Here is a 14,970-nt window from a genome sequence, read left to right on the forward strand (position 1 = left end):
TATAAAAAAAATCTCAATATATTTTTAGTTTTCTAAATAATTTCTCCATTTTTTTACGGCATCCACCATATCTTTGGGCATTGGGCTCTCAAAATATAATTCCTTTTTTGTGGTTGGGTGTATAAATCCCAGGGTATGCGCATGAAGTGCATGTCTGGGCAGAATTTCAAAAACATTTTTTATAAACTGCTTATACTTAGGCAGGTTCACTCCTCGTAAAGGTGTATGGCCTTCATATCTTTCGTCATTAAACAAGGTATGGCCAATATGTTTGAAATGGGCCCGGATCTGATGGGTTCTTCCGGTCTCAAGTTTACATTCTACCCAGGTCATATACCTGAACCTCTCCAATACCTTGTAGTGCGTAACGGCATGCTTTCCCTGGCTTCCGTCTTCATATACAGACATCTGCATTCTATTTTTGGGATGTCTTCCGATATGCCCTCTTATTGTCCCCTCATCTTCCTGAAGATTTCCCCATACAAAAGCCCAGTAAAGCCTTTTAGTAGTTCTGTTGAAAAACTGTTTCGCTAAAAAGCTTAATGCATATTCGGTTTTGGCAATTACCAATAATCCTGAAGTATCCTTATCAATTCTATGTACAAGCCCTACCCTGTCCAGATCAGATTTTTCTCCATTCTTTTCAAAGTGAAAGGCCAATGCATTAACCAGCGTGCCATCCCAATTTCCAAATCCCGGATGGACAACCATTCCCGGTTCTTTATCAACAACCACTAAATCATCATCCTCATATACTATATTAATAGGAATATCCTGTGGGATAATAACATTTTCTCTTGGAGGACGCGTCAGTAAAACTGAAATCTGATCCCCAGGCTTTACCCTGTAATTCTGTTTTACAGGATTTCCGTTTACCACGACATTCCCTGCCCTGCAGGTTTGGGAAATTTTATTTCTTGAAGAATTCTGCCTGTGTATTAACAGGAATTTATCTATTCTTAATGGCTCCTGTCCGTTGTCAACAGTGAGATTAAGATGTTCATACAATCCTTTATTTTCTTCATCAATATCGATATTTTCAATACTGTTGGAATCTAATAATTCTTCATCTAAAAAACCTTCGTTATCTTCTGACATTGTTTTATATTTTTTACACAAAAGGCCTCAACATTTTGCAGTTGAAGCCTGTATTTATTTATACTAGTTTGATATTATTCTACGACTACTTTTTTAGCCTTTGGCTTTTGAGCAGGTTGCTGCCCTGTATTTGTAGAAGCAGCAGGCTTAGCTGTGCTTCCTGTTGCCTGGCTGCCGGCAGAGGTTTTAGGTTTCTCTGCTCCGGAAGCTGTTGACTTAGGAGCCGTAGTCTGGGTTTTAGGAGTCTCTGTTTTTACAGGCTCAGGTTTTGGCGTTTCTCTTTTGGGAACCGGTGCCGGAGCTACCGGAGGATCAAAACTTGGTTCATTATGAACTTCCTCATATCGTACCGGTGGCAAAGAAGTATCTACTTTCATACGGTAAATAGAATTCAGCTGTTCCACTTTAGCCCTAAGCTCAGCCGGAGTTCGCTTACTTGCCCATAAATCGATCTGCATGCCCTGGTCACGAACATCTCCTGCAGCAGGATCCTGATAATAAATGATATCAGATTCATCATTGCTGCCATCTTCATGCTCTACCAATCCTACTTCAAACATTCCCTTTGTAATAACCGCTCTTGCTTCTTTTACAGAAAGTCCCACTACATTAGGAATAGAAATATTTCTCATAGGACCTGTTCCTACTACAACATCTATGACAGAGAATCTAGGTAAACGTGTTCCCGGATTAACGGCATTACCTTTATATAATATTCTGAGAAGAGCATCTTTCTGAATACTTGGTTCAAAGATCGTATCTCCTATTTTAAGACCCACCTGATCAAGTCTCTGGAAGGCCAGTCCGGAATATTTATTGATAACATCAGGCACAGCAATCTGAGCCCATGTTCTTGGATTAACTCTCAAACGTACCGTTCTTCCGTCTTTTACACGGGAGCCAGGTGCCGGATAAATCTGAAGAACCTGGAAAGGTCTGTATTTAGGATCATAATTGGCACTGTCCACTTCATATTCAAGACCGGTATCATCTAATATTTTAATAGCATCATGCACTGATTTATTAACAACATTAGGAACAGGAATTTCCTGCCCATGGTTTGTATGATATTCCAACCAACGAAATGTGAGCCATACCAGACCCACAAAAATGCCGATGGCTATTACTAAATTAAGTAAAACTTTCCAATTGAAAAGTGATTTAAGCATATTTAAAAATACTTTTATTACAACCGCAAATATAACTAATAATTTTAGAATGTGCTTTTTATTTAACAATTCATTTTTGATTTTAAAATTTCCAGTTTTCCCATATTGCATTGCATAAAATGATTAAATTTGCCTTAATTGATACTATATGGTTATGAACAAAAAAAGCGTTGCCGTAGTAATGGGAGGCTATTCTGATGAATATGTGGTTTCCTTAAAAAGCGGACAGTTGATTTATGATTCTTTAGACAGAAATCTATATGATGTATATAAAGTAGTCATTCTAAAAGATGAATGGTACTTTTTAGGAGAAAATGATAAAAAATACGACATCAGTAAAGGAGATTTTTCTGTAGTTTTAGATAATGGTGAAAAATTAAAATTTGATGTCTGCTTCAATACTATCCATGGAACTCCTGGTGAAAATGGAATTTTACAGGCATATTGGGATGCAATAGACCAGCGGTATACGGGTTGCGATTTTTATCAGAGTGCTCTTACCTTCAATAAAAAAGATACCCTTGCTGTATTGTCAAAATATGGAATTCCTTCTGCCAAAAGTGTATATTTAAGAAAAGGAGAAAACATTAATGTTGATAAGATTATAGAAGAATTAGGTCTTCCGGTTTTTGTGAAGCCTAACCAATCCGGATCATCTCTGGGAATTTCAAAAGTAAAAGAAAAGTCAGAATTGATTGCTGCTACAGAAATAGCTTTCAAAGAAGATGATGAAATTCTGATTGAAAGTTTCCTGGATGGAATGGAAGTTTCTGTAGGGGTTATAGATTTTAAAGGAGAAACCATAGTACTGGGAATTACTGAAATTGTACCTACCAATGAGTTTTTCGATTATGAAGCAAAATATGAAGGAGCTTCAGAAGAAATTACTCCGGCAAGAATTGATGCGGAAACCACAAAGAGAGTGGAAGAAATAGCAAAAAGAGCTTACAATTCATTAGGAATGAGCGGATTTTCAAGAAGCGAATATATTTTAATGGATGGAATTCCCTACATGCTTGAAATGAATACCAACCCAGGATTCTCTCCTGCAAGTATTCTTCCCCAACAGGCAAAACATTACGGAATTTCCCTTTTGGATCTTTGCGGAAATGAAGTTGAAAAAGCTTTACATAAAAGAAAATAGATCATAAAAAGAAGTTGAAAAATTAGAGGTTGAAAACTGGAATAAGAATAAACTTTTATACCTCAAAATCACTCAAAATTCATAACTCGTACCACATGAAAATTGCTGTTTTCCCGGGGTCATTTGATCCCATTACACTAGGACATTACGATATTATAGAAAGAGCGGCACCGCTATTTGATAAATTAATTATTGCCATTGGGCAGAATTCTCAGAAGAAATATATGTTCCCTCTAGAAAAAAGAATGGAATTTATTCAAAACTCTGTGGCAGAATTCCCCAATGTAGAAGTAGACTCATTTGAAGGATTAACAGTAGATTACTGTTTTGAAAAAAATGCACAATACATTCTAAGAGGCTTAAGAAATCCTGCTGATTTTGAATTTGAAAAAGCAATCGCTCATACCAACAGGACATTAGCTCACAAAAAACTGGAAACCGTATTTTTACTCACTTCATCCGGTAAATCTTTTATCAGCAGCAGCATTGTAAGAGAAATCATCACCCACGGAGGAGAATACGAACTGATGGTTCCGGATTCCGTGAGAGTGAAGATATAAAACATAGGTAATTGGCAATGAGTAATAAGTAATTTTAATAGTAGGGGTTTTAATCAGATCTTTAGGGAACGAGCCAAAAACTGTCCTATTGCTATCATTAGAACACTTTCTCCACTACCCTGTTCTGATGGCCTTTCCATAATAAGGAAACAGACAACAATTAACTATTTCTGTATCAGTAAATTACAAAACTATTTCAAGAGCAAGATCTGAAAAAGAAAAATTTGCTAAAATATGTATTGTTGTTGAAAAAATTGATGAAAATCAGCTTTGGCTTGAGATCATTGAAGAATTAGAATATGTAAATCCTGAAAAAATTCTATATTTAAAAACAGAATGTGAAGAATTAGTAAAAGTCATGACCAGATATAAGTTCAAACTATCACAAATTTAAATGGCATAATTTTTATTACTCATTGCTCATCACTTATAATATATGCACGAACAGTTCAATTTCGCCATAGAAGTACTTGGAACCATTGCCTTTTCCATGTCAGGAAGTTTTGCAGCGATGCAAAAACGGCTTGATCCGTTTGGGGTACTTATTATTGCCTTTGTTACTTCTGTAGGTGGAGGAACGGTGAGGGATCTCCTGCTGGACATCCCTGTGTTCTGGATGCATGATCTTCTCATGTGTGTATTGATCCTGATTACCAGTATATTTTCAATGGTCTTCAAATCTCTTGAAAAGAATTTTAAAGTAACCCTGTTTATCTTCGACAGCTTCGGATTGGGACTATTTACCATTATCGGAATTCAAAAAGGGCTGAATGTAGGTATTCATCCTTTGATCTGTATCGGACTGGGAACCATTACCGGCTGCTTTGGAGGTATTATCCGGGATATTTTACTGAACAGGATTCCTTTGATTTTCAGAAAAGAAATCTATGCTACCGCCTGTATTGTGGGTGGGGCAGCATTTTTACTGATGACAAAATACACTCCGCTATCCTATACTTTTATACAGATCTTTACTATTTTACTGATCGTTGCCATCAGAACTTTTGCCGTAAAATATCACTGGCAGATGCCTAAGTTTTATGGCTATGACCATAATTCGGAAATGTAAATTCATGAAAAGCATATTTTTCATCATTTTATCCCTTTCCTTATTCTCTTGTCAGCATAAGAGTGAATTTGATTTGAATAGAGATCTTTATCAGTTCTCTGAAAAAATGGAAAATGGAGATACCATGAAAGTCAAAACAGAGCTTTCAGCATGTACTTTTTTTGCATTTGAAGTATATATTTTTATCAAACAAAATGACAGTCTGTTTCTGGAAAAGTATTCTCAGATAGATACAGGGGGAAAAAGAACTCAAACGTTACCTAAAATCATTTACAAAATGAAAGCAAACGATCCGCTGTCTTTTGAAAATTATCTTAAATACCTTAATAAAGAAGATAAGCCGGATCACAAAAGTAATTTCCCATTGGTTTCTGTTCACTACAAAAATCAGAAACGTAACTTTTACGACGATGGTCTCCGTGATAAATTTATAAAACTGGATCGTTTACTCCTTGTCAAAGAAAATATGTATCCTACAGATACTTTTTTCATGCAGGAAGCTCCACCTCCACCTCCTGGTAAGTAAAAAAGAAAGTCCTGAAAGAATCAGGACCTTTATATGGTAAAACAGAAAATCAATTAGAATTTTCCTCTTTGTCTCATATTTGGATTATGCATATGCTTTTGCATAGTAGGCATTTTCAACTGATCTTTCATCATCTTGATCTGATCTGTCATCATTCCTGCACTGTCTAATCTTTTTGCTTCTTCCAACAATTTCTGGCCTTCCTGCCTTCTTCCTTTAGAGATAGCAGATGCCGCAAGATTTAAAGTAGCCATGGCTCTGTCATGCTTCATATTCAAACCATACTCCAATGCTTTTTTCATCAAAGGTTCTACTTTTGTAGGATGATCCTGAGCTTGCGTTAATCCTAATAAATAATGGAAATATCCATATTGGGATTTGTGAAGCTGTGCCTGATAGTTGGTAATCTTAGTCAGCCATTCTGCAGCTTTTTCCATATTCTGCTTTCTCAATTGCCAGAAAGCCAAAAGGATATATTCATTTTTAAAGAAAAGTAAGATCGGAAATGCTGCAAGAAGAAAAACAACAATACCCCAGCCCAGGTTTCTTGTAAAAAACATCATATAAACTCCTGTAAGGATAAGAAGAGCTGCTATTACAATTTTTATGTATTTATTCATTATTAAATTTTAGAAGTGCAAAGATAATAAATTTAAGGTTTAGAGTTTAAGGTTTAGAGTCCAAAAAGCCAATTATGAATTGTCAAGACGCTTAGCCTGTCTATTTTTATAGAAGTCAAAGACATTCCCTATTCATTTGCGAAGCAAAAACTGACTGCTAATATTTAAACCTCCTCTTTGGTCTTTATTTTCTCAAATGTCTGAAAGCAGAAATCATAGGCGTTTTTTTCATCTTTCTCATGACAGATTTCACTGGTCTTTTTCCAGATCTTCCCATCAATTTTCGGAAAAAATGTATCAGCCTTCAAATCAGCTTTCACTAAGGTTACTTCAAGTTTATCTACAGCATCCATCGTCTGCTCATAAATATTACCTCCCCCAATAATAAAAACCTCCTCATCTATTTTTTTAGCAAATTTCACCGCTTCCTTGATACTGCCCACAATAAGAATGCCTTCTTCAAACCAATTTTTCTTTCTTGAAACAACAATATTGGTACGGTTAGGAAGAGGCTTCCCAATACTTTCATATGTTTTTCTTCCCATAATAATCGGATGCCCCGAGGTAAGATCTTTAAAATGTTTTAAATCTGTAGGAAGATGCCAAAGTAACTGGTTTTCAAAACCAATTTCATTTTTCTCTCCCATTGCCACCACTATTGTTGTCATTCAAATAATTTTCTGCAAAATTAGCACATAATTTGTATATTTGATTAGCACAAAAAATTAAAAAAAAATAAACTATGAAAAATAAAGGATGTCTGGGCGCCGGAACTATTGGTATTGCCCTCCTTGTTATTGTTGCAATTCTATTCTTTTGGGGAAAAAGCGGATATAATAACTTCGTAACCAAAGAACAGACGGTGAATACAAAATGGTCTAATATAGAGACCGTATATCAGAAAAGAGCCAATCTTATCCCTAACCTGGAAAGAACGGTTAAGTCTTATTCAAAATTTGAACAGGAAACGTTAACACAAGTGGTTGAAGCACGTTCCAAAGCAACTTCCATCAATGTTGACCCTACAAATATGACAGATGCTGACATTGCTAAATTCCAGGCTGCACAAGGAGAATTATCTGGAGCTTTAAGCCGATTGATGGCTGTTGTGGAGTCTTATCCAAATTTAAAAGCAGACCAGCAGTATATCAACTTCCAAAGAGAATATACCGCTATTGAAAACAGTATCAGAACAGAAACTGTATATTACAACGAGGCTGCGCAGGATTACAACACCTCCATCAAAACTTTCCCCAATAATATTTTGGCGAATTTTACCAACTTTAAAGAAAAACCTTATTTCAAAGCTGAAGCAGGAGCTCAAAAAGCACCTGAGGTATTCAAATAATGAGTAATTTCCTTACAAATCAACAAATCGCTTCCCTTGTGGAAGCGATTCAGTCAGCAGAAGATCATTCTACAGGCGAAATAAGAGTGCATATAGACTCCAATACGGAAGAACGGAATGCAAAAACTGCATTTGAGGTATTCAAAGAGCTTTGTATGGATAAAACAGCTGACAGAAACGCCGTGCTTTTTCATATCAATTTCGAACAAAAATATCTGACCATTATCGGAGATATCGGGATACATGAAAAAGTACAGCAGTCTTACTGGGATCATTTGCATGACTATGTAACCTCTGAATTTGCCAAAGGAAATTATCACCAGGCGCTAAAAAGTGCCATCTTGGAAACAGGCCTTGAACTCAAAAAATATTTTCCTGTGGAAGGAGAAAACCCAAACCAACTCCCGAATGAAATTACGTTCTCTTAAAATAGTATTTTCATTTTTATTGATCTGCTTTTACAGTTTTGTATCAGCACAATATACTGTTCCTGAAAAGCCGGCAGTGCTATATCCGGTTTTTGATGAAGCCGGACTGCTCTCCCAGCAGGAGAAGGATGAGCTTAATAATAAGCTGATCAAATTTGCGGATTCTACCTCAACGGAAATTGAAGTCGTAATCATCAAGTCTACCAAAGGAGAAGATGTGAACTTTTTGGCCACCATGTTTGGTCAGAAATGGAAAATCGGAAAAAAAGGAGTAGATAATGGAGTGGTTTTCCTGGTGGCTACAGAAGACAGAACAATGTCTATCCAGCAGGGAAGAGCGGTAGAGCAATATCTCACAGCTTCAGTAGCAGGACAGATTCTGGATTATATTGTGACACCCAATTTCCGGAAAGGACTTTGGTATGAAGGTATCAACCGTGGTACCTCAGCCATTATGGAAGCTGTTCAGGGGAAATTTAAGCCTGAAGAAACAACAGCCCCTTCCGGTAATGGAAGTGCATTTAAAATCCTCCTCATTGCTTTTGTCATTTTCATCATTATTGCCATTCTCTTTGGTAACAGAGGTGGTGGCCCCGGCAGAGGCAACAACGATGACGATGATGACGTTATCATCACAAGAAGAGGACGCAGAAACTATCCTGGTGGATTCTTCCCATTCCCTGGAAGTTTTGGTGGCGGAGGCTTCGGTGGTGGAAGTTCCGGCGGCGGTGGCGGTGGATTTGGAGGCTTCGGCGGTGGCGGAAGCTTTGGAGGCGGTGGTGCATCCGGTGGATGGTAATTTTAATCCAGAAACAATAGATAGAAACAGATCAGGTCATAAAGGCCTGACTTTTTTTGTTTAAAAACTCAAAATATTATTGTTTTATTGATTTTTATAAGCACTAAACCACATTTTACATATTAAAAAATTAATAAATCCAACTAAAACCTACCTTTTATCCAATATTTTTTCACTATATTTACTGAAAACAGGATTATGAAGAAGACGCTGGTAATATTTGCTCATCCCTATCTGGAGCACTCTAATTCGAATGTAGAGCTGATCAATTTCTACGTTCGCCACCAGCATTATACCTTAAGAGATCTTTATGAAGAATATCCTGATTTTCATATCGCAGCCTTCAGAGAAAGGAAACGTCTTGCCAATTATGACAGGTTTGTCTTTCAGTTCCCACTGATATGGTTTGGAATGCCTCCTTTATTAAGATTATGGATTGATGAAGTCTTCGATCGAGACTGGCTTCAACCGGAAAAAAACAATCCTTTAGAAAATAAAGAAGTTTACATCCTGATCACTACCGGCGGAAAGGAAAGATCTTTCAGCAAAACAGGAACGTATGAATACACCATTGATGAGCTTATCAGCGGACTGATTGTTTCTTTAAAGGTCTTTAAAGCAGATATAAAGCATATTAAGATTGTTTACGAAGCCAATAAGCTGTCAAAAAAAGAAATCATTTTACATAAAAAAGAATTTACAGAACTTCTCAACCAATAGAATATGGAATCCAGCTTAGCAATGAACACATTACTTTTTCTGGGTGTAGCTATTATTATGGTTCCACTGGCCAGAAAATTCGGTCTGAGTTCTGTGATCGGTTATATTTTAGGAGGGATCATCATTGGCCCTTATGTTCTCAGGCTTACAGGAAATAATGTAAATGATATTATGCATGCCAGTGAGTTTGGGGTAATCATGCTCTTATTTCTGGTAGGGCTTGAGCTGGAACCGCGAAAATTTTGGGAGATGCGTAAGAAAATCATGGGCCTGGGTCTCACCCAAATGGCACTTACAATTTCCTTACTTGTTCTGATATTCATCAGTGTGGGATGGAGAGTAGATAAGGCCGTAGCCGTGGCCATGTGTTTTGCCCTGTCTTCTACAGCAATTGTACTACAGACTTTACAGGAAAAAAACAACTTTAAAACAACAGCAGGGGAAGCTTCATTCTCTACATTATTATTTCAGGATATTTCTGTGATCCCTATTCTGGCAATACTTCCCATCATTGCCAACTACAAAGCGAAACATCATGATAATGAAATTCAGATTCTGATTCAAAAGCTTCCGGAGTGGCTTCAGGCAGGAACAGTGATTATAGGGGTTGCCATGCTTATTTTATTAGGACGATATGTATTTGTTCCTTTTTTACGCTATGTTTCAAAATCAGGAATGACAGAACTCTTAACTGCCTCTTCCCTATTTTTAGTGATTGGCGTTTCTGAGCTGATGATCGTTATCGGCCTGTCTCCGGCATTGGGAGCCTTTCTTGCCGGAGTAATGCTGGCCAACAGTGAATTCCGTCATGAGCTTGAAGCACAGATCAATCCTTTTAAAGGACTTTTACTGGCTGTATTTTTTGTGAGTGTAGGCTCCACCATCAATTTTAATATTATCCAGCAGGATCCTTTATTTATATTTAGTACCGTCTTTGCAGTGGTAACGGTAAAATTTATCGTTTTATATGCTATTGGAAAATTTTTCAGAATAGATACTCCACAAAGCCTTTTCTATGCGTTTGCACTTTCCCAGGTGGGAGAATTTGCCTTTGTCCTGATCAATTACGCTTCTGATCTTTATCTTTTAAGCCCTGAGCTGAATGCACAATTAATGGCTGTCACAGCAATTACCATGTGCATCACTCCTATTCTTCTTATTGTTAATGATAAGTTTATTACCCCCAGATTTATTAAAGAAATTCCTGAGGAAGAACATGATTTCAATATTCTGGACAGTGAGGTGGCCCAAAAGAAAATTATTATTGTAGGTTTTGGGCATTTTGGAAGTACGGTGGGGCGTCTTTTAAAAGCAAACAAAATGTCAGCAACAGTTCTGGACAGGGATTCAGACCGTGTAAAGCTGCTGAGAAGCTATGGTTTTAAAGTATATTATGGTGATGCTACCAGAATTCCTATTTTAAGGGCAGCCGGTATTGAAGATGCCGAAATTTTAATTTTATGCCTGGATGATCCTGATGACAATAAATTCATTGCCGAGCTTGTACGTGAGCATTATCCGGCAGTGAAAATTTTTGTGAGGGCAAAAAACAGAATTGATGCTTATAATTACCTCAATAACGGAATCAATCATATCTATCGTGAAACATTAGGTACCGCTGTTGATATGGCTGTAGACGTACTTCATGAAGCAGGTATGAGAAAATATGCTGCCAGACGTCTTGGCCAAAGGTTTATGGCCATTGATAAGGCTTCTATCAGAAAGCTTGCAAGGGCAAAGGATGATGACGATATTGCCTTATTTACAACAAAAGAAATCCTCCAGCGAGAGGAGGAATTATTGGCTTATGACAATCTTAATTTTGATAATAAAAACTGGGAAGGATCCTCATCTGCTGAGGAAGAAGATGAGGAAGAATCCCAGGATTAATCTAGTGAATATTTACGCTTCCGCCACTGCTTTCTTCTTTAGTAACATTGCTTAGTTCGCCTTTTTTAGCAATATCAACACTTCCACCTGATGAAGCACTTGCTTTAACACTTGTAACAGCACTAATCTCAACGCTTGCTCCACTGGAAGCTTCAGCTTCTACATTATCTGCAATCACATTTTTTGCTGATATACTGCTTCCTGAAGAAGAATTGATATCTGCATGCTTAGCTTTACCTGAAATATCGATACTTGATCCTGAAGAAGATTCTATATCAAGGTTTACAGCCCATATTTTTCCATTAAAATTACTGCTGCTGCCTGCTGTAATCTCAAAATCATTAGCTTCCAGATCCCCGGAGATACTGGCAGCACTTGATATCTCAATATCTGTTTTTTCCTGAGTAAATTTATCCTTCACCACTATTTTTGCAGCTGATCCTGCAATCAATTTTGTAAAGTCTTTGGTATAAATTTTAGCTGTCACCTTATTGATATTCATCACTCTGATGCCGGGTTTATAATGAATATGAAGCTTTCCGCCTTCATTATCTACAAGAATCTCATTAATGATACTTTGAGGAGCTGAAATAACAACTTTCTCTGTTTCAGATTTTATCACCTCAGCATCAATCGCCTGAGAAACCTGAATTTCATCAAAATCACCATTAAATTCTTTCTGCTGTACCGGTCCGCTTTCTTTATTGATCACCTTATCTACCCAATCGCCTTTTTCTCTGTTCTTTTTCTCATGTCTTTCATTACATGAGGCCAATACCACTAAGGCGGAAAAAATAAAAAGAGTTCTTTTTTTCATGTTTATTTATTTTTATAGATTATTATTTCGATCGTATTATTTAACAACAACTAAATTATGAAAAATATTACATCTTCTTTAAAATCCTGTGATTAACCACTCTCCAAATTATTAATAAATGAGTTTATTTTACCAATTGTTTAATTACCTTTTATTTAGAAAAACTGTTTACACTTTTATTTAACCACAAATCGAAGATTATCTCCTTTCAGTCGATGAATGTTATTTCGACGTAGTCAAAGTCACAAAGTTTTTTGAGCACTTAATAAGGCTGTGAAAATAAGCTCACTAAAGCTCACGTAAGTTTTTAAAAAAACAAAGATTTTTTGCTTAAGTGTACTTTTATTTTCAATCAGTTTAATCTTAAAATAAACTAAAGTGTTTATAGCGATTCATTAAGCTTTTGTGACTCAATTTTTAATGAGTTAAACAGGCATAAGATAAAAGATGTAGCCCGCTCTGAAAATATCTATCCATTATTTTCAATAAATACATTTGGGACAAAATACCTTCTATGATGCAAGTTTTTAATATCTTTATGCTTTAATAACAACTATTTTATGAAGAATATTTCATCGGTATTATTAATTTCTGCTTTGGCGTTTAATCAATCTTATACCACAATGAAACAAACTGATACTCAACAGGAACTTCCTGCACCGGATCCCTCTTTATCTTCAAATCCTTTCATGAAGAAAAGTAAACTTCAATATGAAGCTCCGGAATTTGATAAAATTAAGAATGAACATTTTAAGCCTGCTTTTGATTTTGGGTTAAAACAGCATGAAGCTGAAATTGTAAAAATTGCAAATAATCCTGCGGCAGCTACCTTCGAAAATACTATTGTAGCATTGGAAAAAAGTGGTGAAGTGCTGAGAAGGACACAAATTGTTTTTTCCAATCTTACCAGTGCGAATACCAATCCTACACTGCAGGCGCTAGATGAGGAATACGCTCCTATTTTTGCTGCACATTCCGACAAAATGTATCTGAATGAAAATCTTTATAAAAGAATAAAATCCATCAAAGAAGATGGTCTGGATTCTGAAAGTAAAAGACTTGTACAATATTATAAACAAAATTTTGAAATTGCAGGCGCTAACCTTTCTGCAGTGGATAAAGAGAAATTAAAACAACTCAATCAGGAACTGGCTTCTCTTTCTACCCAATATGCCAATAAATTGCTGGAAGCAAGAAAGCAAGGTGGTGTCTTCTTCTCTGATGCCAAAGAACTGGATGGCCTTTCGGCTGATGAAATTGCAGCAGCGGCGGCTGATGCCAAAACTGCAGGCCAGCCCGGGAAATACCTTTTGGCTTTACAAAATACCACACAGCAACCTCTTTTACAAAACTTAAAAAACAGAGCTACCCGAGAGAAACTGTTCAAAGCTTCATGGACTAGAGCAGAAAAGGGTGATACCAACGATACCAGAGAAACCATTGAAAAACTGGCTAAACTAAGACTTAAAAAAGCTCAGATTTTAGGTAAAAAGAATTATGCTGAATGGAAACTTCAGGATCAGATGGCAAAAACTCCGGAAGCTGCCACGAAACTGATGAATCAGGTGGCAACTCCTGCCGTGGAAACAGCCAGACAGGAAGCTAAAGATATTCAGGATCTTATCGATCAGCAAAAAGGAGGTTTCAAAGTAGAACCTTGGGACTGGACCTTCTATGCTGAACAGGTAAGAAAAGCAAAATTTGATCTTGACGAAAGTGAAATAAAGCCTTATTTTGAAATCACAACAGTTCTTGAAAAAGGTGTTTTCTTTGCCGCTGAAAAATTCTATGGACTGACATTTAAAAAGAGAACCGATCTTCCTGTTTATCATCCTGATGTAGTTACTTATGAAGTTTTTGATCATGATGGAAAATCTATTGCTATCTATTATCTGGATTTCTACACAAGAGATTCTAAAAATGGAGGAGCGTGGATGAGTAACTTTGTAGAACAGTCTTATCTGATGGGAACAAAACCAGTAATTGTAAACTGCTATAATTATCAGAAACCAGCTCCCGGAAAACCATCATTAATCAGCTATGACGATGTTTCCACAATTTTCCATGAATTTGGCCACTCTATCCACGGTATGTTTGCAAGTCAGAAATACCCTTCTCTTTCCGGAACCAATGTACCGAGAGATTTTGTAGAGTTCCCTTCACAAATTAACGAACACTGGGCATTAGATCCGGTTGTCTTAAAAAATTATGCCGTTCATTTCGAAACAAAACAACCTATTCCACAGGCTTTAGTAGAAAAGATTAAAAAGGCTTCTACTTTCAACCAAGGGTATATGACCACAGAATTGGTTTCTGCAGCAGCATTAGATATGGATTGGCATTCTGTAACCAATGACAGCCAGCTGATCCCTGTTCTGGATTTTGAAAAACAGTCCTTAACTAATCATGGGTTTACGTTATCAACCGTTCCTCCAAGATATCATACTCCTTATTTCGCTCACATCTGGGGCGGTGGCTACTCAGCAGGATATTATGCTTATTTATGGTCTGAAACATTAGATAATGATGCATGGGAATGGATTAAAAATAATGGCGGATTAACCAGAGAAAATGGCGACCGATTCAGAAAATATATTCTTTCTGTAGGAAATTCTGTAGATCTTAACCAGGCATTCAGAGATTTCACAGGACATGATCCGGATATCAAACCTTTATTGAGAAACAGAGGGTTTATTAAATAAAACAATCAGACGTATTCTTTAAGAATGCGTCTTTTTTATGTTTTGGTTAGTAAAGCCAATAGATTTATTTATCATCTTTT

Annotated in this window: 16 protein-coding genes; 11 read left to right on the forward strand and 5 right to left on the reverse strand. The window is 36.7% G+C overall.

What is annotated here, in order from left to right:
• Window positions 1-24 precede the first annotated feature (24 nt).
• Both MP477_RS19190 and MP477_RS19195 read right to left on the reverse strand, forming a co-directional pair.
• Window positions 25-1,098: an RluA family pseudouridine synthase gene (locus MP477_RS19190; RefSeq protein WP_230039995.1), complete on the reverse strand. Its 1,074-nt coding sequence runs from the start codon at window positions 1,096-1,098 to the stop codon at window positions 25-27.
• Window positions 1,099-1,172: 74 nt separating this feature from the next.
• Window positions 1,173-2,267: a PASTA domain-containing protein gene (locus MP477_RS19195; RefSeq protein ID WP_257191661.1), complete on the reverse strand. Its 1,095-nt coding sequence runs from the start codon at window positions 2,265-2,267 to the stop codon at window positions 1,173-1,175.
• Window positions 2,268-2,421: 154 nt separating this feature from the next.
• On the opposite strand from MP477_RS19195, the gene MP477_RS19200 reads away from it, so the two are divergent.
• From MP477_RS19200 to MP477_RS19220, 5 genes are all read left to right on the forward strand, one after another.
• On the forward strand, window positions 2,422-3,411 hold the full coding sequence (locus MP477_RS19200; protein WP_257191662.1) for a D-alanine--D-alanine ligase: 990 nt from the start codon (window positions 2,422-2,424) through the stop codon (window positions 3,409-3,411).
• Window positions 3,412-3,506: 95 nt separating this feature from the next.
• Window positions 3,507-3,971 (forward strand): pantetheine-phosphate adenylyltransferase, encoded by a 465-nt coding sequence (coaD, locus tag MP477_RS19205; protein WP_230040006.1) that lies wholly within the window; start codon window positions 3,507-3,509, stop codon window positions 3,969-3,971.
• 193 nt (window positions 3,972-4,164) lie between these two features.
• On the forward strand, window positions 4,165-4,365 hold the full coding sequence (locus MP477_RS19210; protein ID WP_257191690.1) for a four helix bundle protein: 201 nt from the start codon (window positions 4,165-4,167) through the stop codon (window positions 4,363-4,365).
• Between the two features lie 42 nt (window positions 4,366-4,407).
• On the forward strand, window positions 4,408-5,040 hold the full coding sequence (locus MP477_RS19215; protein WP_230040008.1) for a trimeric intracellular cation channel family protein: 633 nt from the start codon (window positions 4,408-4,410) through the stop codon (window positions 5,038-5,040).
• Window positions 5,041-5,044: 4 nt separating this feature from the next.
• Window positions 5,045-5,566 (forward strand): hypothetical protein, encoded by a 522-nt coding sequence (locus MP477_RS19220; protein WP_257191663.1) that lies wholly within the window; start codon window positions 5,045-5,047, stop codon window positions 5,564-5,566.
• A 53-nt stretch (window positions 5,567-5,619) separates the two neighbouring features.
• Here MP477_RS19220 and MP477_RS19225 read toward each other — a convergent pair whose 3' ends face one another.
• Together MP477_RS19225 and MP477_RS19230 are read right to left on the reverse strand one after the other, a co-directional pair.
• Entirely contained in the window at window positions 5,620-6,186 is a 567-nt protein-coding gene (locus MP477_RS19225; RefSeq protein WP_230040012.1) for a tetratricopeptide repeat protein, read from the reverse strand.
• A 164-nt stretch (window positions 6,187-6,350) separates the two neighbouring features.
• Window positions 6,351-6,854 (reverse strand): dihydrofolate reductase, encoded by a 504-nt coding sequence (locus tag MP477_RS19230; protein ID WP_257191664.1) that lies wholly within the window; start codon window positions 6,852-6,854, stop codon window positions 6,351-6,353.
• 74 nt (window positions 6,855-6,928) lie between these two features.
• On the opposite strand from MP477_RS19230, the gene MP477_RS19235 reads away from it, so the two are divergent.
• The 5 genes from MP477_RS19235 to MP477_RS19255 all read left to right on the forward strand — a co-directional run bounded on the left by MP477_RS19235 (window position 6,929) and on the right by MP477_RS19255 (window position 11,371).
• A complete protein-coding gene (locus MP477_RS19235) occupies window positions 6,929-7,534 on the forward strand; it encodes a LemA family protein (RefSeq protein ID WP_047493113.1) in 606 nt (201 codons plus the stop codon).
• Entirely contained in the window at window positions 7,534-7,962 is a 429-nt protein-coding gene (locus MP477_RS19240) for a TPM domain-containing protein (protein WP_202271782.1), read from the forward strand. The genes MP477_RS19235 and MP477_RS19240 overlap by 1 nt, the downstream gene beginning before the upstream one ends.
• Window positions 7,943-8,761 carry a YgcG family protein gene (locus MP477_RS19245; RefSeq protein ID WP_257191665.1) on the forward strand — a complete coding sequence of 273 codons (819 nt, stop codon included), beginning with the start codon at window positions 7,943-7,945 and terminating at the stop codon, window positions 8,759-8,761. Before MP477_RS19240 ends, MP477_RS19245 begins: the two co-directional genes overlap by 20 nt.
• 198 nt (window positions 8,762-8,959) lie before the next feature.
• Complete coding sequence (locus tag MP477_RS19250) at window positions 8,960-9,481, forward strand: NAD(P)H-dependent oxidoreductase (protein ID WP_257191666.1); 522 nt, start codon at window positions 8,960-8,962, stop codon at window positions 9,479-9,481.
• 3 nt (window positions 9,482-9,484) lie between these two features.
• The gene (locus tag MP477_RS19255) at window positions 9,485-11,371 is read left to right on the forward strand and encodes a monovalent cation:proton antiporter-2 (CPA2) family protein (RefSeq protein WP_257191667.1); all 1,887 of its coding nucleotides are present in this window, start codon (window positions 9,485-9,487) and stop codon (window positions 11,369-11,371) included.
• Between the two features lies 1 nt (window position 11,372).
• Here MP477_RS19255 and MP477_RS19260 read toward each other — a convergent pair whose 3' ends face one another.
• A complete protein-coding gene (locus tag MP477_RS19260) occupies window positions 11,373-12,188 on the reverse strand; it encodes a head GIN domain-containing protein (protein ID WP_230040021.1) in 816 nt (271 codons plus the stop codon).
• 560 nt (window positions 12,189-12,748) lie between these two features.
• On the opposite strand from MP477_RS19260, the gene MP477_RS19265 reads away from it, so the two are divergent.
• Window positions 12,749-14,890 (forward strand): M3 family metallopeptidase, encoded by a 2,142-nt coding sequence (locus MP477_RS19265; protein WP_257191668.1) that lies wholly within the window; start codon window positions 12,749-12,751, stop codon window positions 14,888-14,890.
• Window positions 14,891-14,970 lie beyond the last annotated feature (80 nt).

It is taken from the genome of Chryseobacterium sp. WG23 (assembly GCF_024586575.1).
In the GTDB taxonomy this organism is placed as follows: domain Bacteria; phylum Bacteroidota; class Bacteroidia; order Flavobacteriales; family Weeksellaceae; genus Chryseobacterium.